Below are 26,751 nucleotides of genomic sequence, written 5' to 3' on the forward strand. Positions count from 1 at the left end.
TAACACATATACTAACTTTTTTTATTTTATTTATCAAGCTTAACAGTATGTTTGTTATTTCTTCTTCAATTAAGAATAAACCGCCTAATCCTCATAATATACTTAAAAATAGTTAAGGATAAAATGCTTCGAAAAAGTTGTATATATTAACAACCTTTGTTCAAATACAATATGAATGTCCTTTTTAGGGAGGTTTTATGAAAAAACTAATTATACTTGGAGGCGGCTATGGCGGCATGATGCTGTTGTCCCGCCTAATTTCTAATCTGCCATATAACATAATGGTTATCCTTATTGATAGAGCCCCTTACCATTTTTTAAAGACAGAATACTATGCTTTAGCCGCAGGCACCGTCACAGATGAGCATATTAGGATTCCCTTTCCTAAACATCCCCAAGTTTCCATTCTAAATGCAGAAGTAGCAAGTATTGATTTACCATCACATAAAGTGAATCTCGTTAATGGAGAAAGCATCGTTTACGATGATTTAGTTATTGGCTTAGGCTGCGAGGATAACTATCATGGCATAACAGGAGCCGATAAGTTTACACACAGCATTCAAACGAGAAGCCGCTCACAGATGACTTACTCAGAGCTTAACCTATTGGCGGAGGAATCAAGGGTTGCTATCATCGGCGGAGGCTTAAGCGGGGTGGAGCTCGCCTCTGAAATTGCGGAGAGCCGCCAAGATTTGCATGTTACCTTGTTTGACCGGGGAGATACAATCCTTTCATCATATCCTTCGAAGGTAAGCGATTATGTGGAGAAGTGGTTTGGAGAACGAAATGTGGAAATAATCAAAAATTCCACTATTACCTTAATTGAAGAGAATACGGTATACAATAATGGAGAGCCTTATCCCTTTGACTGCATTGTTTGGACTGCTGGCGTCAAGCCGAACAAAATAGTTCTAGATCTTGCGGCAGACAAAGATAAAAAAGGGCGAATACTTCTCACCGATCATCATCACTTGCCTGATGATGACAAAGTATTTGTAGTTGGAGACTGCGCGAGTCTTGGCCTGCCACCGAGCGCCCAGCTCGCAGAAAAACAGGCTGTGCAAATAGCTGCCGTTTTGATTGCCCGTTGGAAAGGAGAGAGACTTCCTTCCTTTCCAACGCTGAAACTGAAAGGGGTGCTGGGCTCACTTGGAAAAAAGCATGGATTTGGGCTTATTGCCAACACTGCATTGACTGGCCGTATTCCGAGAATTTTAAAGCACGGGGTATTATGGAAAGATAAAAATAAAAAAAAAAGTTACTTCATTCAGCCCAAAAATCGCGGCTGAAGCGATGAGGCTTTGAACCTTTTGAGGCTGACGAGACAACATCTCTTCAGCCTGTTTTCTTTGGATTATTGTGCGCTATTGTATCCGTACCTTTCAAACTCCTCATAAATCCGTTTCAGCTTCGGATTGCCTTCACCAATTATTTCATCGTCAATTACGACAACTGGATAGAATAAATCTTCTTCAATGACCCTTTTACAAAAGGCGTTTTTATCCTCATCATAATTAGCTTCAAAGATATCATAATAATGAATCTTGAAATCTTGATCAGGGAATTTCCTTTTAAGAGCAGCCTGCAGCCACTCATATGTATCCTTTGAAGAAGGGAGATTCACACAGCTCGCACAAATTTGTTCTGCACCGTAAATGCTTATTTCTAATTCTCTTTTCATTTTTCTTCCTCTCTTTCCTGTTTAATTCACTCATTGAAGTGTTGACATTATTGTCTCAGGAAGAGACAATGCAATATGAAATAATGTTTAGGTGTTTTCATGTTTCTAGAATAGATTTTTCTCTTTAATGTGATTATAATAAATTATAGGAAAGGAGTCGATATGAATGGCAGAATTAGAAATGAGAGAACAAGTACAGGAAGTACTAGATAAATTACGCCCATTCCTTCTTAGAGATGGTGGGGATTGTGAATTGGTAGATGTGGAAGACGGCATCGTAAAATTGCGTTTGCTTGGAGCTTGCGGAAGCTGCCCAAGTTCGACAATCACGCTAAAAGCTGGTATTGAGCGCGCTCTTTTGGAAGAAGTTCCAGGGGTATATGAAGTAGAGCAAGTATTCTAATACAAACTTTAATAGCTAAAAAGGGCAGCCAATGGCTGCCCTTTTTATATATTGCTGTATGCTTTCCCTTTTACTTCCACACCATTCTTATCAATTTGCACGGGAAGATAATTCATATCAGGCAAAAGCTCCTTCAGTCCAGCGGCAACCGCTTCTGTCTTCCCTGTTTCAATGAAACATAAGACTGTTGGACCTGCACCGCTTAAGGCGACACCGTATGCCCCTAATTTCTGAGCATGCTGTTCTATTATCTCCAGATGCGGGACAAGCTCCTTTCGATACGGCTGATGATATTTGTCCAGCGCCATCATCTTGCCGGCAAGCTTGTTGTTGCCTGTCAGCAATGCGGCCACAAGAAGATTGGAAACAGCACCTGCTGCAACTGCTTCTGCAAATGGCATCGATTTAGGGAGCACATCTCTTGCTGATTTCGTAAGAAGCTCTTCATTCGGTATAACGGCCAGCAATTCCAATTCTACTGAATGGATTACTTCCACATCTGCCTCGCTTCCAAGCTGACATCCAACCACAAGGCCGCCAAATATGCTTGCACCGACATTATCCGGATGCCCTTCCATATTGGTTGCGATGGTAAATTTCTCTTCCTCTGTCAATTGAAGCTCACCTAAGGAATCGGCAAGCTCTATTGCAGCAACAATTGCCGACGCACTAGAACCGAGACCTCTAGCCAGCGGAATTTCGCTTGAAACGCTTACCCTGCAAGGCGGCAATTCTTTATTGTAGCTTTTGGCTACTTGTATAGCTGTTGCGATGATAAAGTTGCTTTCATCTGACGGAAAAGTCTTCAATTTTTCTGAGAGCGGTATTACCTCCCATTTTTCTGCTGGAGAAGCTTCCACAATCAAATATAGGCTCAGAGCCATGCCAAGGCTGTCAAATCCCGGTCCAAGATTTGCCGTACTTGCTGGAACCTTGATTTGAAGCATCTCACTTTCCATCATATATGAACGACTCCCTTAATATGAGCCGCCACTGCCTTTTCATCGTTCGGCAGAACAACAGGCTTAATTGGACTTACATCTATAGCTGTGTTCGGATCTTTTAAGCCATTTCCTGTCAGTACAGCAACGATCTTGCTGCCTTTAGCAATCTTACCGCTTTGCAAATGCTTGTAAACTCCAGCGATAGAAGCACAAGAACCAGGTTCTGCAAATACGCCTTCTTTAGCTGCAATCGTACGGTAAGCAGCGATGATTTCTTCATCTGTTACTTCATCAATAATACCTTCTGATTCCTGCTGGGCTTGTACAGCCAACTTCCAGCTCGCCGGATTTCCAATGCGAATTGCTGTTGCGATTGTTTCCGGATTTTCAAACACACGATTATGGACGATTGCTGCTGCTCCTGCTGCTTCAAATCCATGAATCTTTGGCAGTCCTGTTTGTTTTGCTTCGTTATATTCCTTAAAGCCTTTCCAGTAGGCGCTAATATTGCCTGCATTTCCGACTGGAATTGCCAAGATATCAGGTGCTGTGCCAAGCTGGTCACAAACTTCAAATGCAGCTGTTTTCTGGCCTTCTAATCTGTATGGATTGACAGAATTCACTAGCGCAACTGGTTCTGTTTCGCTGATTTTCCGAACCATTTGCAATGCTTGGTCAAAGTTTCCTTCAATCGATATAATCTCAGCACCGTACATAACAGCTTGAGCTAGTTTACCCATCGCAATTTTACCTTCTGGAATTACAACGATACAGCGCATGCCTGCACGAGCTGCATATGCTGCAGCTGCAGCCGATGTATTTCCAGTAGAGGCGCAAATAACAGTGGAATTGCCTTCCTCCTTAGCTTTAGCGACAGCCATCACCATGCCTCTGTCTTTAAATGAACCAGTCGGGTTTGTACCTTCTGTTTTTACATACAGCTCTACTCCCCATTCCTCTGAAAGCTGTTCAAGCTTTATTAAAGGAGTGTTACCCTCATTTAAAGTCAGACTTGGTGTGTTATCGTTAATTGGCAAATAATTTTTATATTCTTCAAGCAGGCCTTTCCATCTCATTACTTAGTTCCTCCTTCTACACGGTAAGAGCTTTTTACTGTACGGACAGATGATAAGTCTCTTAATTGAATTAGTATATTTTCATAGTTTAACAAGGATGCATGATGCGTAATTAAGACTATTTCTGCCATGCCTTTTTCTTTTACAGGCAATTGCAGAATCTTTTCAAAGCTCACACCATTTTTGGAGAAGATTGATGTAATTTCAGCAAATACACCTACTGCATCTTCTACTTGCAGACGAAGGAAGTATTTGGAGTACATTTCGTCCGGTTTCTTCAAGTTCTTTTTAAATTGTGGTGTAATAGCGGTTTTTCCGTTTACACCCAATCTCATGTTTTTTAGGACATTCACTAAATCAGAAACGACTGCAGTTGCTGTCGGCATGCTGCCGGCACCAGGCCCGTAAAACATCGTTTCTCCTACTGCTTCACCGTATACATAAACAGCATTAAATTCATTGTTGACTGCCGCTAGCGGGTGACTGTCAATTAAGAAGGCTGGCTGTACGCTCACTTCTACTTTTCCGTCCTGTCTATGGGCAAAACCAATCAATTTCATCGTATAGCCAAGCTGCTTGCCATACTGAATGTCTTCTTCCGTGACCTGAGTAATCCCCTCAACCTTCACATCTTCAAGGCTGATGTTCATAGAAAAGCCTAATGTAGCCAATATCGTCATTTTCCGAGCTGCATCAAGACCTTCCACGTCAGATGTCGGATCGCTTTCGGCGAATCCGAGTCGTTGTGCTTCTTCCAAGACTTCGTCGTACGCTTTTCCTTGCTTAGTCATTTTTGTCAAAATAAAGTTTGTCGTTCCATTCACGATTCCCATCAGTTTCGTAATGTGGTCTGATGCTAGGCCATCGACAAGTCCTCGAATGATAGGAATCCCGCCAGCAACGCTTGCTTCGTAGAATAAATCACAATTATTTTCTGAGGCAACTTGTAAGAGGCGCGCCCCGTAAACAGCCATTAAATCCTTGTTAGCTGTTACAACGTGCTTGCGATTTTTAAGGGCTTGGAGCAGCCTTTCTTTTGTCTCCTCTACGCCGCCCATCACTTCAATAATCACATCTATTTCTGGATCATTCAGAATCTCATCTGGATTTGTTGTTAACATGTCAGTTGCAATGGATACATCCCGGTCTTTATCTATATTTTTTACAAGTATCTTTTTTACTTTGACGGGACAGCCGATTTGGTGCATGATTTTATCTTGGTGATTTTCTATGATTTTTACAACACCTGTGCCGACAGTGCCCAATCCAAGCAGTCCAATTGATATTGTCTCCAATTTGCTATTCCCCCTAAGATGTTCTCTTTAAAAAAACAACTGTCTTTGTATAGTAGACATTATAGTGTTAGATCTGATTTTTTACAAGAGGTGAATTATATATTCTTTGAAAATTTATTCAACTCTTATTTTTGTCATTTTACTGTTTTTTCTATTATAAAGTAATTTGTAAGAAAAAGGGGAACTATTTTGGACAAGAATACCCGGCTAGAAAGCGAGCCGGGGAAAGGGTAATTGTATAAAACGGAAGGTTAATAAAGCCAGCTTAATGTGGGGATTTTTGATTTTTTGACAGGTGCTTCAACCATCTCAAAAAAAACGCGCAGGAACTCCTCTGAATCCTTAGACTGATTTAAATATTTCTTTAATTGATCCTCTAAATAATGCCGTTGTGCCTCACTTGAGCTTGAATAATAATTTTCGACACACTCCACAAAATGAAGAGGAAACAGCAATCTCGCATAGATCAGCCTCCAGGAAAACGGGCTTAATGGTGCAATGCTTTGATAGTCATTGTAAAAATTTCGAACATCCCGATAATAGGTTTTAATATTAAGAAAATATCTTTCTCTTGTCCATTCTGCTAAATCTCTGCCGCAATGATCGAATACCCAATCAAATGGATTCTTTACATAATACTCTCCCATCCATGTTGATTTCATGAAACGGTTATGACAAATCGTCCCGCTGTCAATCGGTGAAGGTTCATCATCAAGCTCTGTATCGACCAAATACTGAATCGCATTTTCAGAAACTCCCATATAATATGGAAATGCCTCGAGAAACAGTTTATCAAATTCGCTTTCAGGTTCCTGGTACATCTTTGTATTCCAAAAGGCCTCCATCTGGTCAATCCTCTTTTCCCACAAACCTTTCCATTGTCCCATTCGCGAAATTTTCTCGACACCAAATTGGACCGATCTGCCCCGATAATGAAACTTTCCTAATTTCCTTCCTAATTGCTTTGATTGAAAAGGCTGAACATGCTCATTCAGCATAATACAGTACGCCTGTCCTTCCACCTCTTCTCTAATATTGCCATCCTTTGATTCCAGAAATGTCCCAACTCTGTAATCACCCAAATTTGTCATATGATTTACAAGCTCATGAAGCTCTAATATCTCTTCATCCTCTTTGTTGTCTACTGGTATAAGCGTATACAGCTTGCCATCCTTTCTGCAGGCTTCATAGTGACCAAACCTCATTTCATCTGTGACCTCTACGCCATAATGACTGTGTAAGATTTTCCGAATCATCATACTCCTCCTTTTCAAAGAACGAATCTGCAAAACACCTTATAAGAAAAATATATGTCTTTAAGTGATAATCTTGAGTTTTTTCTTTTATAACCTGTTGCTAAAGAAATTTTCAGTAAAGAATGACACATACCTTTATAGAAGTCCTACATATACTAACAAGTATACAGCTATTATCACAGCCTGCCTTTTACGCAATGCTCGGTAAAGCGTACAGCCAATATTGGCATAGTAAGCAATGATGACCACTGTGTTTAGATAGTGAATACAATTAGAAAAGGTGATAATATGTCAGATATTACAGAAAAAACAGCGAGAAAATGGCTTCACGAGCGCGGAGTTACCATAGAAGATATTGGAGAACTAGTTTATTTATTACAGGAAAAATATCACGAGAATTTAGAAATGGCTGAATGTATCCATAATGTAGAGCGTGTATTGTCCAAAAGGGAAGTACAAAATGCCTTGTTAACTGGCATACAATTAGATGTGCTTGCAGAAAAGAAAATGCTCGAGGCACCGCTTCAAGCCATTATCGAAAGTGATGAAAGTCTTTACGGCGTTGACGAAGTACTGAGCTTTTCCATCGTAAATGTATATGGCTCAATCGGATTTACTAATTACGGATATGTAGATAAATTAAAACCTGGCATCCTTAAGAAGCTTAATGATAAATCGACAGGGAAATGTCATACTTTTTTAGATGATATAGTTGGTGCTATTGCTGCGGCAGCATCAAGCAGGCTGGCACATAGTGTCAGGGGTGAAAAATAGATGAAAATAAAAAAGGAAGAACACACTAAGTGCTTCTTCCTTTTTTGTTATTCCCACTCAGAAAGACTGTTAACGGAATATGTAGGTTTTTGCTCATAAGTGGCTAAATGCTCTACTGTTGTGACACCAGAATGAACTAACAATGTATCAATTCCTGCATTTACCCCAGCTAATATATCGGTATGATAATTATCGCCTACCATAATAGCCTCATTCTTATTTACGCCAAGCAGTTTCAATGCTTGTTCTACGATGATTGCCTCTGGCTTGCCCATATTAAGTGGGGCTGTGTTTGTTGAAACTGTTATGACTGATGTAAGGGCACCGTTTCCAGGAAGAAGTCCCCTCTCCGTCGGCAAAGCTGTATCACCGTTTGTGATAATGTATTTAGCTCCGCTGCGGACAGCAAGACATGCCTGCGCCAGCTTTTCATACGTGATTTGCTGGTCCATGCCTGCTACTACATAATCAGCCTCTTCATGGTTAGCCAGTATTTGAATGTCTTTTTCTGTAAGTGCATGGCGCAAGCCTTCTTCACCTATCATATAAACACTTGCTGATTTGTTCTGTTCGTATATATATCCAGCTGCAGCCATAGCGGAAGTAAACACTTCCTCTTTTTTTGCAGGTATGTGGAAATCTCTTAACTTTTGGGCTACTTGCTCTGGTGTTTTTGTCGAGTTGTTCGTCACATATAAATATGGGATACCAAGGGCAATTAAGCGTTTGACAAATTCAGCCGCTTCTTGAATTACTTCTGTCCCTTTATACATAGTCCCATCTAGGTCGATTAAGTATCCTTTATAGTTTATCATGAATATAAAAGCCCTTTCTATTCCATTTATCATGCTAGTTTTTGAAGGCAGTAACTGGACCGAGTTCATTAATCAAGTAGTTTTTAACAGATAACGAGAAGGATTCAACAGAAGGTATTCCCTTCTCCAATGCTTCCCTGACAATCTCATGAGAGATATTCGTATAATCATGCACCAGTGTTTTTCTCAAACCTAGCAGCTCTTTAATTTCACCTGCAACGCTAACTGAAAGTACTTTTTCGTCAGTAAGAATTTCCATAATATCCTCATAGCTGCCTGGATCTCGCATGATAAAACCGTCAATCATACTGTTGCCGACATCAAGCATTGCCTCAATCATCATATGTGCAAGTCTTTCTAATGCCAATTTCTCAAGTTTGGATTCAAACGAATCCTGTTCTTTAAACATCTGAACCAATTGCTGTAAATATTGTAATTGCTGCCCGATTTTTTCCCGATCCACAAAATACATTTGAATGCCTCCTTCAATTTTTTTTAGTATAGACAAAACCTCACACAATCGTTTGCAGATTATTGCTTAAGCTTGTCGGCCTCGCATAAAAATAGCCTTGTGCCAAATCAACCTTATTTCTTGAGAGAACAAGCGCTTCTTCCGCACTTTCAATCCCTTCTGCTACAACTATTGAACCTACTTCCTTAGCTATTAGCAGCAAGCCTTTAAGCATCGATTCTTTGACAGAATTTTTGTCAATATTCTGGATGACAGAACGGTCTATTTTAATGATATCAGGCATGATTTCACTTATCGAGTTCAAGCTTGCATAGCCTGCTCCTGTATCATCTATAGCCACTCTGAATCCAATTAGGCGCAAAAGCTTCAAGTTAGAAATGAAGTATTCTAATCCCTCAATTGAATCCCGTTCTGTCACCTCAATGGTAATCCTGTTTGGAGATATCTCTTTATATTTGTTCATCAGCTTTTTCAAGTCTTTCACAAAATGCTGATTACCTAATGTTAACGGTGTAAAATTAATAAAAATATCGAACTTCCAGGTAGTTAATTTTATTTGTTCAAGCGCTTTTTCCAATACGACCATTTCAAGGTCATAAAGATGGTTGGTTTGCCGTGCAACAGAAAACAGTTGGAGGGGATTTTCAAGCGATGTGCCGACAGGTCCTCTTGTCAGCATTTCACATGCTTTAACCTTATTTGTTTCCACATCCAATATCGGCTGTGCTAACAAGCGAATATCTTTATTTGCTACAATTTTCCCTAACGCAAATGACATTTCATTAAATTCGGACGTTAAGCCTTTTTGGGCCATTGATAAAGCCTGCTGATAAGCAAGATAAATAGCATCCCTTAATTGGTCGATTTGCCTGTCAATAAATATATAGCCTGTGCAAAAAATCGGCTGTACCGACTGCTGCAGAGATCTCCAAACTTTTGTTTGCAGCTTTTCCAATATTAACTGAATCGTAAAATCTATGTTAGGAACAGTGTCCATCTTGTGATCAATCTTCAAGAATAAGGCAATTCCATCCTGATAATAGGCACGGACTGCTGCAATTTGGTCAGAAGGTATTTCTTCTCTAATAACGGTATGGAATGCTTCTCTCACTTGCTCCCATAATCTTTGGGATGCTGCGCTGTCCATTTCCCGTTTTAAGATGGCCAAGTTATGGATGGAAAAGACAATTACAGCCACTTCATTTCCTTTATGAAGGGCCGCACTTACGTTTTGCTCCACAGGATCCCTCAAAATAAATTGAGGAGGATAATATTTTAATTTACTGGCAGGAAAAATAATCTTCCCCCAGTTCGTTAAGCTTTTTATTTTGTTGACATACACATGGACCATCTCTTCATTTCCTCTCATACAGCAAACCTGATAAGTAATAGCAAAACAGCTCTAAAAAAAACATTTATTTTTATTAGTAAACGTTTTCCTTATTTATGAAGAAGTGCTGCAAAAAGAGTCAGCACTGTACTTACATTATTGTTTTTTTATTTTCTTAACGACAAAATAAGGACATCCGAAATTGCAATATTCATACAAATATTCTGTTAACGTACTGATTTTTGTATCAAAGCTGGATTTCTGATTTTGGTCATCAAAAAATCCTCTGAGTCTAAGCTGACCATAGCCCCAATCACCGACAATATAATCATACTTTGTTAAAATATCACTGTATCTTCCTTTAAATGCCTCCTCATTGAAGCCCTCTTTTCGTTCTTCAATAAGTTCATAACAATGATTATTTATGCAAACCAAAACCTTCACCCCACTTTTTTGAAGCTTCCTTTTTCATATGTATATATGTATGACTTTATATGTAATCCTAAATAAGTCCTATTTAAGATAAACGTGCATATAACCTAATAGGTACTATATCTCACCATTTCATTATAACCCGACAATAGACAATTTACATAGTGCTGGCAAGGAAAAATTATAATAATTATGACAAGAAATAGGAAAGGCCCTCCATTTATAACTGATTATTCAGGAAAAACAAAAACAGAGTAAACTATGCTTCCTAAATAGCAGCAAGATTTACTCTGTTCCTTTACATTATGCTTCTTTCTTTTGTCCTGAAAGCATTTGGTTTTTCTTTGCCTCACTGACTTGTTCATCCGCATGATACGAAGAACGGACAAGCGGACCTGCTTCACAGTGACTGAAGCCTTTGCTTAAAGCAATTTTCTTTAGTTCCTTAAATTCATCTGGATGATAATACTTTTGTACTTTAAGATGCTTTGCTGTTGGCTGCAAGTATTGTCCTATTGTCATGATATCAACGTTGTTTGCTCGCAAATCATCCATCGTTTGAATGATTTCTTCCTTCGTTTCCCCTAATCCAATCATCAAGCTTGATTTTGTAGGAATCTCAGGATACATTTCTTTTGCTCTTCTCAAAAACTCAAGCGATCTTTGATATTTAGCACGTGCACGTACTCTTGGCGTCAGGCGCTCTACTGTCTCAATATTATGGTTCATAATATCAGGCTTCGCATCCATTAATTGGCGCAGATTCTCCTCTATTCCTCCCATATCAGACGGAAGGACCTCTATGCTAGTAAATGGATTTTTCCTGCGGATTGCCCGTACCGTTTCAGCAAAAACAGCTGCACCGCCATCCTTCAAATCGTCTCTTGCGACAGCTGTGATAACAACGTGCTTTAAGTTCATACTAAAAACAGAATCAGCAACTCTTTCCGGCTCTTGCCAGTCAAGCTCTGTCGGCAAACCTGTTTTAACTGCACAGAATCGGCATGCTCTTGTACAAATATCTCCTAAAATCATGAAGGTAGCTGTTCGTCTCACAGCCCAGCATTCATGAATATTCGGACATCTTGCTTCTTCACATACTGTATGCAGCTTTTTTTCTCGCATCATTTTTTTTAAACCAGTGTAGTTTTCATTCGTGTTAAGTTTGATTTTCAGCCATTCTGGTTTTCGTTGGTATTCGTCTTTTCTTTCTGCCATTTCGATTCATCTCCTAGTGATCCTTTTTTAGAACTCGTATCTTCTAGTCCTCTCTTTTCTTTGTATTTCGAAAAAAGAGACAACTGTTTGTAAACAAGTGTCGCCAGAAGCTTAAAAATGCTGCAAAGCTCAGCTATACTACAACACATGTCACAATGATTTAGATGTATCTTATACACAAATACTAGGCTTGTTATTGTTCCAATGTCACTTTAACATAACCAAATCTCACCTACAAGCTGGTTATTACCATTTATTGATATTCATTTATTTTGCTGGTTGCACACAAAATAAAACGACTAGTTTTAGGAAGGAGGGATTTGATGCGAAAAATATGTTTCTTAGCTGTCTTGCTTGCATTTTTGGCGCCTAATATTGTATCTCATGCAGCGGAAAATAAATCCTCTGTTGATGATACATATTATAAAAGGATGGAGCTGTATGAAAAGATTGAAGCGGTAACACAGCTGCCATGGTATTATATAGCTGCAGTTGACCAATATGAACGAAATATACGAGCTTCACGTAGGGATCTTCCTAAAGCGACCGGCTTGATCGGCATCTATTTCCCAAAAGAAACATGGGCTGGCATCATAAATCCAGACAGTGATGATACAAATCCTAAAAGCATTGCTTTTTTCGGAGGACTTGGTGTCGATGGCAATGGGGATGGAAAAGCAGACTCTTTAAATGACGAGGATGTGCTATTTACATTTGCCAATCATATTCTTAAATTTGGCGTTGATGAAGATAACTTCCGAATTGGACTTTGGGATTATTACAAACGAGATAAAACAGTAAGCATTATTATGGGTAAAGCTGCCATTTACCGGCATTTCGGCCGCTTAAACCTCGACGATCATGCATTTCCAGTTCCGTTAAGAAGTAATTACAGTTATCGGAGTACTTGGGGAGATGCACGAGGATGGGGCGGAAAACGAATACATGAGGGAACAGATATTTTTGCCGACTACAGTGTTCCTGTCAGGGCAACATCTTATGGCATCATAGAAATGAAGGGCTGGAACAGATATGGCGGCTGGAGAATTGGAATCCGCGATATCAATAACAATTATCATTATTTTGCCCATCTAAGCGGTTTTGCGAAGGATGTGCATAATGGCATGATTGTCGAACCGGGAATGCTTATCGGCGGTGTCGGCAGTTCAGGCTATGGACCTCCAGGAACTTCTGGAAAGTTCCCGCCTCATTTGCACTATGGCATGTATAAGGATAACGGCAAGACAGAATGGTCTTACGACCCGTTCTCCCATTTAAAAGTGTGGGAAAGGCAAGAAAGAATTAAATTAAAAGCAAAAAAATAGAATATTGGCTCATGTGTCCCGCTGCTTTTAAAAGGACCTTGAGCCAATATTCATTCTTTATTATCTGCCGGTAATTCTACAGCAGGAATACTGCTCCCGCTTCCATTATAAAACTCAGGCACATCTCCTTCAAATCCTGCCATCGCAATTAATATATCTTGTTTGACAGTCGTCAGCTCTGTTGCAAACGGGATAATAATTTGAATGTCTACCTTTAACTCCACGAATGCTTTTACTACAACATAATTAATGCCGACATTCTCTGTCTCTGTCTTTAAATCTGATTTAACACTGCCGACAACATTAAATTTAATTGGTACATCAGGACCAAGATTTGCGAGCAGTGCATTATTTGTTGCTTGGCCGATCGGGACATTATAAACTATTCCTTCATCTCTTGCAGTTAAATCTTTATCTAATTTAATATCCGTTAACTCTGCTGCTGCAGGAATATCGCCCTTTTCCATCCTGTTTATGTTGTCCTGTACTAAGCTCGTAATTTCTTGTTGTTTTTTTACAACTTGTGCCGTATTGAATACAAAATTATTGCCATCTATCATTAAATTATTCTCTTCTTCTCCTGTCTCGCTTTTAAGTGCATCATTAATCACCAAAGTTGCCAGCTTCTTTGTCTGTGACTGTGCATAATAGGCCAGCGTAGGCTTTAAGCCATTATTGATAATCCAGAGGCTCAATATGGTGGAGAAGATAAAAAACACTGCTGTAATTACAAGAGTCTGCTGAAAGGTCAACGGTTTTTTCCGAGTCATCCTTTGACGAAAATAAAATTTCCGCAAAAAAATATCCCTCCTTCCCATGCTAATGTATATGCAGAAAGAGGGACATGTAGAAGGCTAAACCACATGTGAATATTCGATATTTTGCTTACCCTAAAGCCTCACAATCAATAATTGTAATTGCAAGGTTTTCCTTTAAATCAAGATCATATGGTTGTATTGCTGTTCCATTCTTTTCAATAACGCGGATGACAGGACGTTCATTAAATCCTTTGTTCTGCCTTGAAACAATGCCTTTTTCCCCGCTGCTTAACATAACACTTACTCCATTTGGGTAAAGAATGACGGCATTGCGGAATGCTTCGACAATTTTCGCGTCAAAGAGTGTATCGATCCCTGTATACAGCACTTCCAACGCCTCATGCGGAAGCATTGCCTGTCTGTAAACACGATTGGAAGTTATCGCATCAAAAACATCTGCAACAGCAATGACCTTGCCGAACAGATGAATTTCTTCCCCTGTAATTCCTCTCGGATAGCCTGATCCATTCAGTCTTTCATGATGTTGATAAGCACAGTGCGCTACAATTAAAGGCATATTATGGACTTTCCTAAGCATATCAAATCCAGCATTTGCATGCTTTTTAATTTCCGTAAATTCATCTAACGTCAGCTTTCCAGGTTTGAGCAAAATCTCCAATGGAATATCCATCTTGCCGACATCATGCAGAATCGCACCAAGACCGAGAGTCTCGAGCTGCTTCCTTGGCAGCTTTAACTCCATTCCTAACGCTAAAGAATAAAGAGTGACATTCAAGCTGTGTGAAAAAATATAATTGTCATACAAAAACACATCGCTCATAATAGAAAACAGTTCTTGATGTCCTTTTAGTTCCTCAAGGACTTTGTCAATAAGCTGCTTAAAAGCAGGAGCTGATTTTTCCATGATGAAGGATTTTTCCTTACTGCTGGAACCCTTCAGTTCCTTAAAGCTTGTTTCAATTGTCTGCATTGCCTCTCTCTTTAACCGATCAGAGATCGGAGCAACCGGATAGATATCATCGGTTAATTTATCATCTATATATAAATAAGCAACGCCTAACTGCACTAATCGTTCTATTAATTGTTTATCAAGCCTCACGCCGTTGTTGACGAGAATATTTCCCTGTTCATTATGTATTGGTTTCGCTAATATTGCTCCTTCTGAAAGGTATTTTGTTCTTACTAATCTCATTCCATACTAGCTCCTATTGTCAACTTGATATAAGAAAATATGTGCCATGATTACATAAAAGACATAAAAAGGAGGGAATGGTTTTCCCATCCTTTTAGATTTAATAAAAAGCTTGCACAATCTGCTACACCATCTTTAGTAATGCTTCCTTACCTATCATACCCTTATGAATACCAAGGTTTTCTGCTTCATAAGTTATCGATTCCAGCGGGGCATCAAGCAGCTGCTCGATTGTCTTTACACCGACAGCCCTCCCGGCAATTACTTTTCGATCCTTTAATTTTTCATTTAATAAACCAACATCCAACGCTCCGCACATGATATACCCTTTATCATTTTTTACTACAAGCAGGTTTGTCTTGGGCAGCTGGACGCTTACTGCTATGAATGTCTGCTCCTCTATCACAATAGGATAAACTTCCACCATGACATGTCACCCCTCTCTTTTTCCTTATATACTATTCAGCGAAAGAAAGAGGCGTGTATTACAAGAAGTCCATTTTTAACAGCTAAACGGCCATTCTCTGCAAAGCTTCTGCCAAAATATTTCTCATAAACTCAGGCAAAAAATACTGTTTTTCTGGTGCGCGATATATAGATGGAAAGAAATCGCCGAATGTGAACATATCCGGTATTGCTACAATATATTCTGCTTTCGGATCAAGTTCTTTGCCGCCTATCCAATAGGTAATAACTTCACCATTGGTTTTTGTCTGTACACCCCTTGAAATCATTTTGCCCATTAATGTTCCTCTAAACCCTAGTCCTTTTACATGAAGGGTTTCCCATGAAGGCTGCTTCATATCTGTGAGAACTTCTTTCAATTCTGCTCCTGACAAAGTAACATTACAAGGATTGATAGGATGTGGACAGATGCTTAAAAGGTCAAAATAGCTGACCGGGCCCTTGTTTAGATCGTCAAGAATCAAACCTTCATTAAGGATAGCTACATCTGCATTGCACCATGCAAGCACTGCCTCACATAAAAGGCCCGCTGTTTCCTGTTTCGTAAGCTGCTTAGACAGTGAGATCACTTCCTCAGAAAGTGCTTTTTTGCCTTCTAAATAAAGATTCTCAATATATTCCGCTTCGTTTTCTGCTGGAGGCAGCTTGCTTGTTTCATATACCTCTGCCTGTTTTGCCAGCACTTTTTTTGCATGAGGATCATATTTTATTTCAATATGTCCAGCAAATTGTCCATATTTACCAGCAGCTCCTAACAGGCAGTTATTAATGAGTTTTCCTTGATGAAAGATATGGTGTGTATGTGCTCCTAAAATTATATCAATTTCCGGATAGTTTTCAGCCATCTGCTCGTCATCATTAATTCCTAAATGCGACAAGACGATAATGATGTCTGTTTTATCTTTTAACAAACCAAGCTGTTCCTCTAAAGCCTGAAAAGGAAGTGTCAGCTTCCAGCCAAGCAATTCATATAAAGTGTGAAAATAGGCAGTCAAACCAATAACACCAATTCGTGTCCCTTTATTCGTTTCATATATCTTATGTGGGATGCACCAATCTGGCCTACTCCCATTTTTATGAAAGAGATTGGCTACAATCACATCGTAGGAAGCATCTTGATAAAGTTGATCTAGTGCATGATAGGGCAGTGTGATTCCTTCATTATTACCGATTGTTACTGCATCGAACTGTTCTATCTCCAGCAGTGTAGCATTCGCTTTTCCTTGTGTTGCCTCAGTGTATGGATGAGATAAATCTAAATGGTCACCAATATCAAATAAGAATACAGAATCGCCTGCCTCTGTATGCCAGTTTTTTCTTTTTTGGAAAAGCTCCTTGATTCTAGGCCAGTTCTCAAAATGACTGTGCAAATCATTAGTATGATATATATGGATATTTTCCATTGTTTCGCCTGCCTATCGTATTAAAAGATTCTAGAACTAAGATGTTAAAACAAATCCAGTTGTCTAGGTGCAAGATTTCTATATTCAATGCCAAGTATTTTCATTAACTGCAGTGCATTGTCTGCAGCATCCCCGCCAGAATTATTGTTGAAAAGAACATAAACATGTTCACATTGCTTCTGTAATCGTTTAATATTCTCTGCCCATTCCTCTAATTCCTTCTGATTATATCTGTAAAGATACCGAACCTCTCTCCAGTTTGGATTGTTTTTTTGTGCCCAGCCGTAGTAGTTCCTGCCATGGAAACGGATAAGCACCTTATCGGTTCGGACAGTTTCTAGGATAGCAGGAATGGATCCTGGCATTACCTGGGGTTCATCACAGATGCTATGAATCCAATTTTCTTCCTGCATAAAGGCAAGTGTTTGCTCTCTAAATTTCTCATCAAACCATGATTGATGTCGAAATTCTAGTGCACAAGGGATGTCCTTCATCTTCGCTTTGCATACCCTTAAATAATCCACATGCGCCTTTGTGCAGTCAAACCATGGAGGAAATTGGAAAAGCACCATACTCAGCTTATTATTTTCAATAAATGGTGAAATAGATTCAATAAACGCATCAAACATTTCTTCCTTCGTTGCAAATGGAAGCTCTCCTCTTTGATGGCCAGTCATGCCCTGATATGCCTTTACAATAAATTGAAAAGCCTCTGGTGTTGTAGCTGTCCATCTTTGCGCATTCTTTATTGGCTGTATAGCATAAAAAGAAGAGTCTACTTCAACTGTCGGGAAATAGCTTGCATATTCCTGCAGTTTATTTCGCGGAGAAACATGGGAGCCATACAAAGAATCATGGTCGCCCCATCCAGTTAAACCAATCTGAATCAAATGACCACCTCTACTAACATTATGTACGAAAACGGTAAAAGTTCCTAGAGCTAATGACCTATTTACCGCTTTTAATTTTCTGTTTATACAGGTTTCTAATATTATTATCTTAACATACTCAATCGTAACTTTGCTTTTTATAAAAAAAATTCGTATCTAAACTAGATACGAATTTTTTTACATTAACCGATAGACCCTTCCATTTCAAACTTGATTAGGCGGTTCATCTCAACGGCATATTCCATTGGTAGCTCTTTAGTGAATGGCTCAATGAAGCCCATTACGATCATTTCAGTAGCTTCCTCTTCTGAGATACCTCTGCTCATCAAGTAGAATAACTGCTCTTCTGAAACTTTAGAAACCTTCGCTTCATGCTCAAGTGAAATATTATCATTTAATATTTCATTGTAAGGGATAGTATCTGATGTAGATTTATTATCCATTATTAATGTGTCACACTCGATATTAGCACGTGCTCCGTCTGCTTTACGGCCAAAGTGTACAATACCGCGGTATGTTACTTTTCCGCCTTGTTTCGAAATAGATTTTGAAACAATTGTTGACGAAGTGTTTGGTGCTAAGTGAATCATTTTTGCACCAGCATCTTGGTGCTGACCTTTACCTGCAAGTGCGATAGACAATGTCATTCCTCTTGCTCCTTCACCTTTCAAGATGACAGCAGGATATTTCATTGTCAATTTACTTCCGATGTTACCGTCAATCCATTCCATTGTAGCATTTGCATCACATACAGCTCTTTTTGTAACAAGGTTGTATACGTTGTTTGCCCAGTTTTGGATTGTAGTATAACGGCAATAAGCATCTTTTTTGATGATTATTTCTACTACTGCACTGTGAAGAGAGTTTGTTGTATATACAGGAGCTGTACAGCCCTCTACATAATGAACATGTGCCCCTTCATCAACGATGATCAATGTTCTTTCGAATTGACCCATATTTTCTGAGTTAATACGGAAATACGCTTGCAGCGGCGTATCTACTTTGATTCCTTTTGGTACATAGATGAAGGAACCACCAGACCATACAGCTGAATTCAATGCAGCAAACTTATTGTCAGTTGGAGGAATTACAGTTGCCCAGTGCTCACGGAAGATATCTTCATTTTCTTTCAATGCTGAGTCTGTATCCTTAAAGACAATTCCCATATTCTCCAAGTCTTCTTGCATGTTGTGGTAAACAACTTCAGATTCATACTGAGCAGAAACACCTGCAAGATATTTCTGTTCCGCTTCTGGAATACCAAGCTTATCGAAAGTTTGCTTGATTTCTTCTGGAACTTCATCCCAAGAACGTTCTGTCTTTTCAGATGGTTTTACGTAATAAGTGATTTCATCAAAATTCAATGAAGCCAAATCTCCGCCCCATTGAGGCATTGGCATATTGTAGAAATGCTCTAGAGACTTCAAGCGGAAGTCAAGCATCCACTGCGGCTCTTCCTTCATTTTTGAAATTTCTTCAACGATTTCTTTCGTTAATCCACGCTTAGAACGAAAGATGGAAACGTCTTTGTCTGAAAATCCATATTTATAATCCCCAATATCGGGTGCTTTTTTTGCCATTTCGTTTTCCTCCATTCTAATGCAACTCCTAAGATGGGACTAAAAAGACTGCAATTAGTTAAGACCTTCGTTGAAGCCCTTTTCCATCGCTTTCCATGCCAGTGTTGCACATTTAATCCTAGCCGGGAATTTGCAGACGCCCTGAAGCGCTTCAATATCCCCTAAATCTATATCTTCACTATAGTCTTTTCCCTGCATCATTTCGGAGAAAGTATTAGAAAGCTCAAATGCTTCTTCTACTTTTTTTCCTTTAATCGCTTGTGTCATCATTGAAGCTGATGACATGCTGATGGAACAGCCTTCCCCATCAAACTTTGCGTCTTTAACAATGCCGTCCTCCACTTGCAGTGTCAGCAGGATTCGGTCACCGCATGTCGGATTATTCATGTTAACCGTCAGACTGCCTTCTAAAATCCCTTTATTCCGGGGATTTTTATAGTGATCCATAATGACACTTCTGTAAAGTGTATCTAAATTATTAAAAGACATCGCTGAAATACTCCTTTGTTTTAACAATTCCGTCAACAAACTTATCAATATCATCTTCGGAATTATAGAGGTAGAAGCTCGCCCTTGCTGTTGCAGAAACGTTCAGCCATTTCATCAACGGCTGTGCACAGTGGTGGCCTGCCCTTACAGCAATACCTTCTGCATCAAGCACTGTCGCCACATCATGAGGATGGACATCCTCAATATTAAATGTAATGACACCTGCTCTGTTTTCGGCACTTTTTGGACCGTATATTGTCAGACCCTCTACTGTAGACATTCTCTCCATTGCGTATGCAGCAAGTTTATGCTCATGCTCTGTAATATTATCAAGACCAATCTCTTCTAAAAAGTCAATTGCTGCTCCTAGACCAATTGCGCCAGCAATGATTGGCGTGCCTGCTTCAAACTTCCATGGAAGCTCCTTCCATGAAGATTCATACAAGCCGACAAAATCAATCATCTCGCCGCCAAATTCGATTGGTTCCATGTTCTCAAGCAAATGCTTTTTGCCATATAAAACACCGATCCCTGTCGGACCGCACATCTTATGGCCAGAGAAGCCGAGAAAGTCACAGTCAATATCTTGAACATCCACCTTTAAGTGAGGAGCAGCTTGAGCAGCATCTACGACAAGCACAGCACCATGTTTGTGAGCAATTGCCCCTATTTCCTTCACTGGGTTGATGATGCCAAGAACATTGGACACATATGTCACAGAAACAAGCTTAGTTGAATCTGTAATTGTTTCCTCCACGTCGGCTAAACTGATCGTGCCATCCGCTTGAAGTGGCAAGTACTTTAGAACAGCTCCTGTTCTTTTGGCCACTTGCTGCCATGGAATGATATTACTGTGATGCTCCATCGGAGAGATGACAATTTCGTCACCCTCCTTTAGGTTTTCCATCGCATAACTTTGTGCAACCGTATTAAGGGCAGTAGTCGTACCTCTCGTGAAAATAATTTCCTCTGTAGATGTCGCATTGATAAAGTTCTTGACCTTTTCTCTTGCTCCTTCATAACCATCAGTAGCTCTTGTCCCAAGTGTATGGACACCACGATGGACGTTGGAATTATATTCTCTGTAATACTTTTCTAATGCTTCAATTACTTGCACCGGCTTTTGCGAGGTTGCAGCACTGTCTAAATACACCAAAGGATGACCGTTGACTTCTTGGTTTAATATTGGGAAGTATGGACGAACATCTTTGATATTCATTATTTTACTTTCCTTTCAATTACCTCAACCAATTGCTTTTTAACCCCTTCAATTGGAAGCTGTTCCACTACAGGAGCCAAGAAGCCATGAATAACAAGTCTTTCTGCCTCATGTTTTGGAATACCGCGGCTCATCAAGTAGTAAAGCTGCAGTGGATCTACTCTTCCGACAGAAGCAGCATGCCCTGCTGTTACATCATCTTCATCAATAAGCAGGATCGGGTTTGCATCACCACGAGCCTTTTCACTTAGCATAAGGACACGTGATTCTTGCTCGGCATTAGCTTTTGTAGCACCATGCTCGATTTTTCCGATACCGTTGAAGATAGAAGAAGCACTATCCTTCATAACACCATGTTTTAAGATATAGCCTTCTGAGCTTTTACCGAAGTGTACAACCTTCGTTGTAAAGTTTTGCTTTTGCTCACCGCGGCCAACAACAACTGATTTCGTATCACCAAATGAACCATCGCCCATTAGGTTTGTTGTGTTTTCACTGATTGTGTTTCCATCGTTCATGAAGCCTAATGCCCATTCAATCTTCGCATCACGATTAGCTACTCCACGTCTGTTAACATATGTTGTAACACCTGTTGCCAAGTTGTCTACAGCACCGTATTGCACTCTTGAATTAGCATTTGCTACAACCTCTGTAATGATGTTGAAAACTGCTTCTTTCGGCTCTGCAACAGAAAGATAGTTTTCCACATAAACAACAGAGCTATTATCTTCTGCCACAACCAATACATGGTTAAACAAGTTTGTTTCCTCATCATCATGAAGGAAGATTGATTGAATCGGTTCTTCAACCACGACATTTTTCGGAATATACAGGAATACTCCGCCGTTCATCAATGCTGCATGCAAGGCAGTTAATTTATGCTCATCAATCTTCACTGCATCCTTCATGAAATATTTTTGCAACAGGTCACCGTGTTCTCTAGCTGCTGTGAAAATATCTGTAAAGATTACGCCTTTTTCCTTAAGCTCGTTAGAAACAGCTATAAAAGTAGGGCGGTTGTTGCGTTGTATATAAAGAGTTTTATTGTTTTCCAGGTCGATCAATGCTTTTGCTTCTTCTGGAAGGTCGTTTACACTGTCGAAGTCCTGGCTGCTCACGATATGTTTATCTATTTGAGTGAAGTTCCAGTTCTTGATGTTTGTTTTGTCCGGCTTTGGCATCGGCAAGTCTTCAGCCAATTCCAATGCTTTCACACGCAATTCTGTTAACCAAGCTGGTTCACCCATATCTTTTGAAAAGGAAGTGATGTATTCCTGATCAAATGGTAATTTAATTTCCGTTGTCATGGTCGGGTCCTCCTAACTATTACGCTTCTTGTTCAACTGTTTCGTCTTCAATGCCAAGCTCTTGCTTAATCCAATCGTAACCTTCTGCTTCAAGGCGTGCAGCTAGTTCAGGTCCGCCAGACTTAACGATGCGGCCTTGCATCATAACATGGACAAAATCAGGTGTAATGTAGTTCAATAATCTTTGGTAATGCGTAATAATTAAGCAACCGAAGTCTTCGCCGCGCATTTGGTTGATACCTTTAGAAACGACTTTCAATGCATCGATATCCAAACCAGAATCGATTTCATCCAAGATTGCAATTTTCGGCTCAAGCATCATCAATTGAAGAATCTCATTACGTTTCTTTTCACCGCCAGAGAAACCTTCATTCAAATATCTTTGTGCCATATCTTGATCCATTTCCAAGAATTCCATATTGCTGTCCATTTTACGGATGAATTTCATCAATGAAATTTCGTTTCCTTCTCCTAATCTGCTGTTTAGGGCAGAACGCAAGAAGTCAGCATTTGTGACACCGCTGATTTCACTTGGGTATTGCATTGCCAAGAAAAGGCCAGCACGGGCGCGTTCGTCTACTTCCATTTCCAATACATCTTCGTCATCAAGCTGAACACTTCCGCTTGTTACTTCATACTTAGGATGTCCCATGATTGCAGAAGAAAGAGTTGATTTACCTGTACCATTTGGTCCCATGATTGCATGGATTTCTCCGCCTTTAACCTCAAGGTTTAAACCCTTGATAATTTCTTTCTCATCAATTGCTACATGTAAGTCATTAATTACTAATTTAGATTGACCCATTATTTAATACCTCCACAGTAAAAGAAGTTTTGTTCACAAAATTGTCGAAACTTCATTATCAATTTATTATCATTCTAATCTTATAACAAATAAAATCTAATGGCAACCTTTGTAGCCCCAAACTTATTTGTTCATTACACATAATAATACCAAATATTATGTATTTTTTAAAATATGGCGATTTTTTCATTTTGCTGTAGTACACTGGAGGGAATTATTGTCATTTTTCCACTGTCAAACTTGAGTAGTAAAAACAATTTCCTTCCTTATTATATATTCCAAAAAAACACATCATGAAGAAGGAGCCGGAAGACGCTTAACGCTAACCCCCGGCTCCTTACTTCCTGCGTATCTTCATGCTTATTGCTGGATTGATGTAAATTCTGCCATTGCTTCTTGCACCAATGTAACAGCCTGACTCATAACAGCTCCGCCTCCGAAAGCAGCAGTGACGCCAATTGCTTCGAGGATTTCTGCTTCTGTAGCGCCTTGGTCGATGCAGCCTTTTACGTGATAGATAATGCAGTATTCATCTTGAGAATACAAGCTAATTCCTAATGCGATAAGCTGCTTTTCCTTTTGCGATAAATGTCCTTCTTGGAAGCATTTCTCCGTATATGCATTAAATAATTCAGCAAGCTCAGGCATTTTTTTCGTAAATGTTCCTAATCCTTCTTTATAGTGGTGAATTGCATTTCCTATTGAACCATGTGTTTGCATATCCATCAATCATAGCCTCCATTTTTCAAAAGTTAGCACTAAATTGCAATGTGAATCGCAAACTTAGTATTGATAAATGAAGTAATTCTTATTCCTTAAAATAAAGAAACGCTCTTTAGAGATAAGAGCGTTTCTGCGTATTATTCAGATACAGGGATAACTGCACCTTTATATTCTTCGTTGATGAAATCTTGAATTTCTTTAGATTGTAATACTTCAACAAGTGTTTTAATTTCTTCTTTATTTTCGTCTTCTTTGCGAACTGTGATGATGTTTGCATATGGAGACTCGCTGCCTTCAATTTCAATGGAATCTTCAACTGGGTTTAGGCCAGTGTCCAATGCATAGTTAGCATTGATTACAACAGCGTCACCTTCGTTGTTGTTGAAGATTTGCGGCAACAATGATGGCTCATAATCAGGTTTGAATTTAATATTTTTTGGGTTTTCTGCAATATCGTCAACCGTTGCGCTTACTTTATCTACGCCATCTTTAAGCTTGATTAAACCGCCTTTTTCCAATAGTGAAAGCACACGGCCTTGTTCTGCCACAGAGTTAGAGAAAATTACTGTTCCTCCATCTGGAAGTTCATCTAAGCTTTTGTATTTTTTAGAGTAAACAGCCATAGGTTCAATGTGGATTGCTCCAGCGCTGACAAAGTCATAGCCGTTTTCTTTAATTTGATTTTCAAGGTAAGGAATATGTTGGAAATAGTTTGCATCTAATTCTTTAGATTCTAAAGCTTTGTTTGGCAAGATATAGTCTTGGAATACTTCAATTTTTAAGTCAATACCTTTGTCAGCCAGGATTGGTTTTGCTTTTTCCAAAATTTCAGCATGCGGAACGTTTGAAGCTCCAACTACTAATTCTTTTTTATCGTCGCTGCCTGATGATGAATCTTCATCTTTAGATGTACCGCAAGCCGCTAAAGCCAACACTAAAGCTAGTGCAAATAGTAATGATAATAATTTCTTCATGCGTTTTACCCCTCTTTTTGTTTTTTTATTTATCTTGCATGATTTCCGCCCACATATACAGCAGGAAAGAAAATCAAGAAAATAACATTATCTTTTATCAATTTTCGATGTGATTATGTCACCAATAAATTGGATGACGAACACGATAATCAAGATGATAATTGTCGCAATCAAAGTTACATCAGATCTGCTTCGCTGGAACCCTTCCAGATAAGCAAGATTTCCTAATCCGCCTGCACCGATAACACCTGCCATTGCAGTAGAACCAACAAGGGCAATGGCCGTTACAGTAATCCCGGAAACTAATGCTGGCAATGATTCTGGGATTAAGACCTTTGCGATAATTGTCATCGGTTTTGCTCCCATAGCCTTAGCTGCTTCAATTACACCCTTGTCCACTTCTCTCAAACCAATTTCAACAAGTCTTGCATAGAATGGTGCTGCGCCGATAATCAATGCTGGCAGGGCAGCATCTGCTCCTATCATGCTGCCGACTAGCAACTTAGTGAATGGAATAAGCAAAACGATTAAAATGATGAACGGAATAGAGCGAAAAATATTAACGATAGCACTGATGATTTTATTGATGACCACATTGCTCCACATATTCCCTTTCGCTGTCAAAAACAATGTAATCCCTAAAACTAACCCTAATACAAATGTGATAACGATTGAGTATCCAGTCATGTAGAGCGTTTCTACTGTTGCTGTCCACATTTTCTCCCAATCTACATTCGGAAATAATTGTGTCATCCTTCAATCACCTCCACACTAATTTCTTGTGATTGAAGAAATTGCAGTGCTTTGCCAACTTCTTCTTCTTGACCATCCAAATGGATATACAATGTTCCGTATGAACCATTTTGAGTTGGTGAAATTTTTCCTTGAATGATGTTTACTGTTATTTCAAATGAACGAATCAGCTGTGTAATAATCGGCTTTTCTGCGCTTTCGCCAACAAATCCAAGCATGATGATTTTACCTGTTGAATAGTTCGCAACAAGATGCTCGATAGTATCTTTAGCATCATCCGGCTCGATTACTTGCTGTACAAATCTTTTTGTAATGTTTTGTTCCGGCTGCTTGAACACATCGATGACAGGTCCTGTTTCTACCACTCGGCCGCCTTCCATCACTGCGACACGATGACAAATTTTGCGGATAACATGCATTTCATGCGTAATCAGCACAATCGTAAGACCTAATCGTTTATTGATATCTACAAGCAAATCCAAGATCGCATCTGTCGTTTGCGGATCAAGAGCGGATGTTGCTTCATCACAAAGCAGAACCTTCGGATCACTTGCAAGTGCTCTCGCAATGCCGACACGCTGCTTTTGCCCACCGCTCAATTGGGATGGATAAGCATCCTCTCTGCCTTCAAGACCGACAAGCTTAATCAGCTCCAATACCTTTTTCTCACGCTCTGCTTTTCCTACACCAGCAATTTCTAACGGAAAGCTGATATTCTGTTTAACTGTACGGGACCAGAGGAGATTAAAATGTTGGAATATCATGCTGATTTCCTGACGAGCCTGTCTCAGCTTGCTGCCCTTTATTTTGGAAACCTCATATCCTGCAACAGAAACTGTGCCCTCTGAAGGAATTTCAAGACCGTTAAGCATGCGGATTAATGTACTTTTTCCTGCGCCGCTGTAACCGATAACTCCAAAGATTTCTCCTTTATCTATCGTTAAGTCTACACTGTCTACTGCAGTCACTTTTCCTTTTTTCGAAGGATATATTTTTTTGACCTTTTGAATATTAATCATGTCTTACTCACCTACTTTGCTGTCTTATCAAAAGTTCCATCTACTTATTATCGTAAATAGTGTTTTACGGAATTGTCTAATCCATACTTTGGGTACAAAAAAAGCCTTCCTGCTTATATAAAATGAGCAGAA

Annotated in this window: 28 protein-coding genes; 4 read left to right on the top strand and 24 right to left on the bottom strand. The window is 39.4% G+C overall.

Annotated elements, in window-relative coordinates:
- The first annotated feature begins 197 nt into the window (after nt 1–197).
- Nucleotides 198–1,289 carry an NAD(P)/FAD-dependent oxidoreductase gene (locus MKX82_RS15915; RefSeq protein ID WP_237941846.1) on the top strand — a complete coding sequence of 364 codons (1,092 nt, stop codon included), beginning with the start codon at nt 198–200 and terminating at the stop codon, nt 1,287–1,289.
- A gap of 65 nt (nt 1,290–1,354) precedes the next feature.
- Here the strand turns inward: MKX82_RS15915 and MKX82_RS15920 are convergent, their stop codons facing one another.
- Complete coding sequence (locus MKX82_RS15920; RefSeq protein ID WP_233316481.1) at nt 1,355–1,681, bottom strand: YuzD family protein; 327 nt, start codon at nt 1,679–1,681, stop codon at nt 1,355–1,357.
- A gap of 166 nt (nt 1,682–1,847) precedes the next feature.
- Between MKX82_RS15920 and MKX82_RS15925 the strand changes: the two genes are divergently transcribed.
- A complete protein-coding gene (locus tag MKX82_RS15925; RefSeq protein WP_233316482.1) occupies nt 1,848–2,084 on the top strand; it encodes a NifU family protein in 237 nt (78 codons plus the stop codon).
- A gap of 44 nt (nt 2,085–2,128) precedes the next feature.
- Here MKX82_RS15925 and thrB read toward each other — a convergent pair whose 3' ends face one another.
- From thrB to yutH, 4 genes are all read right to left on the bottom strand, one after another.
- The gene (gene thrB / locus MKX82_RS15930; RefSeq protein ID WP_233316483.1) at nt 2,129–3,046 is read right to left on the bottom strand and encodes a homoserine kinase; all 918 of its coding nucleotides are present in this window, start codon (nt 3,044–3,046) and stop codon (nt 2,129–2,131) included.
- Nucleotides 3,043–4,104 (bottom strand): threonine synthase, encoded by a 1,062-nt coding sequence (gene thrC, locus MKX82_RS15935; RefSeq protein WP_233316484.1) that lies wholly within the window; start codon nt 4,102–4,104, stop codon nt 3,043–3,045. The genes thrB and thrC overlap by 4 nt, the downstream gene beginning before the upstream one ends.
- Nucleotides 4,104–5,399, bottom strand: a complete 1,296-nt coding sequence (locus tag MKX82_RS15940) for a homoserine dehydrogenase (RefSeq protein ID WP_233316485.1) — start codon at nt 5,397–5,399, stop codon at nt 4,104–4,106. The genes thrC and MKX82_RS15940 overlap by 1 nt, the downstream gene beginning before the upstream one ends.
- Nucleotides 5,400–5,650: 251 nt before the next feature.
- Nucleotides 5,651–6,658 carry a spore coat putative kinase YutH gene (yutH, locus tag MKX82_RS15945; RefSeq protein ID WP_311315875.1) on the bottom strand — a complete coding sequence of 336 codons (1,008 nt, stop codon included), beginning with the start codon at nt 6,656–6,658 and terminating at the stop codon, nt 5,651–5,653.
- Nucleotides 6,659–6,943: 285 nt separating this feature from the next.
- Between yutH and MKX82_RS15950 the strand changes: the two genes are divergently transcribed.
- A complete protein-coding gene (locus MKX82_RS15950; protein WP_233316486.1) occupies nt 6,944–7,429 on the top strand; it encodes a phosphatidylglycerophosphatase A family protein in 486 nt (161 codons plus the stop codon).
- A gap of 47 nt (nt 7,430–7,476) precedes the next feature.
- Here MKX82_RS15950 and MKX82_RS15955 read toward each other — a convergent pair whose 3' ends face one another.
- From MKX82_RS15955 to lipA, 5 genes are all read right to left on the bottom strand, one after another.
- Nucleotides 7,477–8,244: a TIGR01457 family HAD-type hydrolase gene (locus tag MKX82_RS15955; protein WP_341078338.1), complete on the bottom strand. Its 768-nt coding sequence runs from the start codon at nt 8,242–8,244 to the stop codon at nt 7,477–7,479.
- 34 nt (nt 8,245–8,278) lie between these two features.
- Nucleotides 8,279–8,716, bottom strand: a complete 438-nt coding sequence (hepT, locus tag MKX82_RS15960; RefSeq protein ID WP_233316488.1) for a type VII toxin-antitoxin system HepT family RNase toxin — start codon at nt 8,714–8,716, stop codon at nt 8,279–8,281.
- 40 nt (nt 8,717–8,756) lie between these two features.
- A complete protein-coding gene (locus MKX82_RS15965) occupies nt 8,757–9,956 on the bottom strand; it encodes an EAL domain-containing protein (RefSeq protein ID WP_251644704.1) in 1,200 nt (399 codons plus the stop codon).
- Between the two features lie 246 nt (nt 9,957–10,202).
- Nucleotides 10,203–10,481 (bottom strand): YutD family protein, encoded by a 279-nt coding sequence (locus MKX82_RS15970; protein ID WP_233316490.1) that lies wholly within the window; start codon nt 10,479–10,481, stop codon nt 10,203–10,205.
- Nucleotides 10,482–10,781: 300 nt separating this feature from the next.
- Nucleotides 10,782–11,696, bottom strand: a complete 915-nt coding sequence (gene lipA, locus MKX82_RS15975) for a lipoyl synthase (protein ID WP_237941848.1) — start codon at nt 11,694–11,696, stop codon at nt 10,782–10,784.
- A gap of 323 nt (nt 11,697–12,019) precedes the next feature.
- Here lipA and MKX82_RS15980 point away from each other — a divergent pair, with 323 nt between their 5' ends.
- Nucleotides 12,020–13,021, top strand: coding sequence for a M23 family metallopeptidase (locus tag MKX82_RS15980; protein ID WP_341078346.1), 1,002 nt, complete (start codon nt 12,020–12,022; stop codon nt 13,019–13,021).
- A gap of 50 nt (nt 13,022–13,071) precedes the next feature.
- Here MKX82_RS15980 and yunB read toward each other — a convergent pair whose 3' ends face one another.
- The 14 genes from yunB to MKX82_RS16050 form a co-directional block, all read right to left on the bottom strand.
- Nucleotides 13,072–13,818 carry a sporulation protein YunB gene (gene yunB / locus MKX82_RS15985; RefSeq protein WP_233316493.1) on the bottom strand — a complete coding sequence of 249 codons (747 nt, stop codon included), beginning with the start codon at nt 13,816–13,818 and terminating at the stop codon, nt 13,072–13,074.
- A gap of 88 nt (nt 13,819–13,906) precedes the next feature.
- Entirely contained in the window at nt 13,907–14,992 is a 1,086-nt protein-coding gene (locus tag MKX82_RS15990; RefSeq protein WP_341078349.1) for an HD-GYP domain-containing protein, read from the bottom strand.
- Nucleotides 14,993–15,116: 124 nt separating this feature from the next.
- Nucleotides 15,117–15,419 (bottom strand): YunC family protein, encoded by a 303-nt coding sequence (locus MKX82_RS15995; RefSeq protein WP_233316495.1) that lies wholly within the window; start codon nt 15,417–15,419, stop codon nt 15,117–15,119.
- Between the two features lie 82 nt (nt 15,420–15,501).
- Entirely contained in the window at nt 15,502–16,860 is a 1,359-nt protein-coding gene (locus tag MKX82_RS16000; protein WP_341078352.1) for a bifunctional metallophosphatase/5'-nucleotidase, read from the bottom strand.
- Nucleotides 16,861–16,904: 44 nt separating this feature from the next.
- Nucleotides 16,905–17,750, bottom strand: coding sequence for a DUF72 domain-containing protein (locus tag MKX82_RS16005; RefSeq protein ID WP_341078354.1), 846 nt, complete (start codon nt 17,748–17,750; stop codon nt 16,905–16,907).
- Between the two features lie 182 nt (nt 17,751–17,932).
- Nucleotides 17,933–19,330 (bottom strand): Fe-S cluster assembly protein SufB, encoded by a 1,398-nt coding sequence (gene sufB / locus MKX82_RS16010; protein WP_233316498.1) that lies wholly within the window; start codon nt 19,328–19,330, stop codon nt 17,933–17,935.
- 54 nt (nt 19,331–19,384) lie between these two features.
- Entirely contained in the window at nt 19,385–19,819 is a 435-nt protein-coding gene (sufU, locus tag MKX82_RS16015; protein WP_233316499.1) for a Fe-S cluster assembly sulfur transfer protein SufU, read from the bottom strand.
- Nucleotides 19,809–21,038: a cysteine desulfurase gene (locus tag MKX82_RS16020; RefSeq protein WP_233316500.1), complete on the bottom strand. Its 1,230-nt coding sequence runs from the start codon at nt 21,036–21,038 to the stop codon at nt 19,809–19,811. The genes sufU and MKX82_RS16020 overlap by 11 nt, the downstream gene beginning before the upstream one ends.
- Nucleotides 21,038–22,345: a Fe-S cluster assembly protein SufD gene (gene sufD / locus MKX82_RS16025; RefSeq protein WP_233316501.1), complete on the bottom strand. Its 1,308-nt coding sequence runs from the start codon at nt 22,343–22,345 to the stop codon at nt 21,038–21,040. Before sufD ends, MKX82_RS16020 begins: the two co-directional genes overlap by 1 nt.
- A gap of 19 nt (nt 22,346–22,364) precedes the next feature.
- Nucleotides 22,365–23,150, bottom strand: a complete 786-nt coding sequence (gene sufC / locus MKX82_RS16030; RefSeq protein ID WP_233316502.1) for a Fe-S cluster assembly ATPase SufC — start codon at nt 23,148–23,150, stop codon at nt 22,365–22,367.
- Nucleotides 23,151–23,510: 360 nt separating this feature from the next.
- Entirely contained in the window at nt 23,511–23,876 is a 366-nt protein-coding gene (locus tag MKX82_RS16035; RefSeq protein ID WP_233316625.1) for a carboxymuconolactone decarboxylase family protein, read from the bottom strand.
- 134 nt (nt 23,877–24,010) lie between these two features.
- Entirely contained in the window at nt 24,011–24,847 is an 837-nt protein-coding gene (gene metQ / locus MKX82_RS16040) for a methionine ABC transporter substrate-binding lipoprotein MetQ (RefSeq protein ID WP_341078362.1), read from the bottom strand.
- Between the two features lie 87 nt (nt 24,848–24,934).
- Nucleotides 24,935–25,600, bottom strand: a complete 666-nt coding sequence (locus tag MKX82_RS16045) for a methionine ABC transporter permease (RefSeq protein ID WP_233316504.1) — start codon at nt 25,598–25,600, stop codon at nt 24,935–24,937.
- A complete protein-coding gene (locus tag MKX82_RS16050) occupies nt 25,597–26,619 on the bottom strand; it encodes a methionine ABC transporter ATP-binding protein (protein WP_233316505.1) in 1,023 nt (340 codons plus the stop codon). Before MKX82_RS16050 ends, MKX82_RS16045 begins: the two co-directional genes overlap by 4 nt.
- Between the last annotated feature and the right edge of the window lie 132 nt (nt 26,620–26,751).

The organism is Niallia sp. FSL R7-0271 (assembly GCF_038005785.1).
Classification (GTDB): Bacteria; Bacillota; Bacilli; order Bacillales; family Cytobacillaceae; genus Niallia.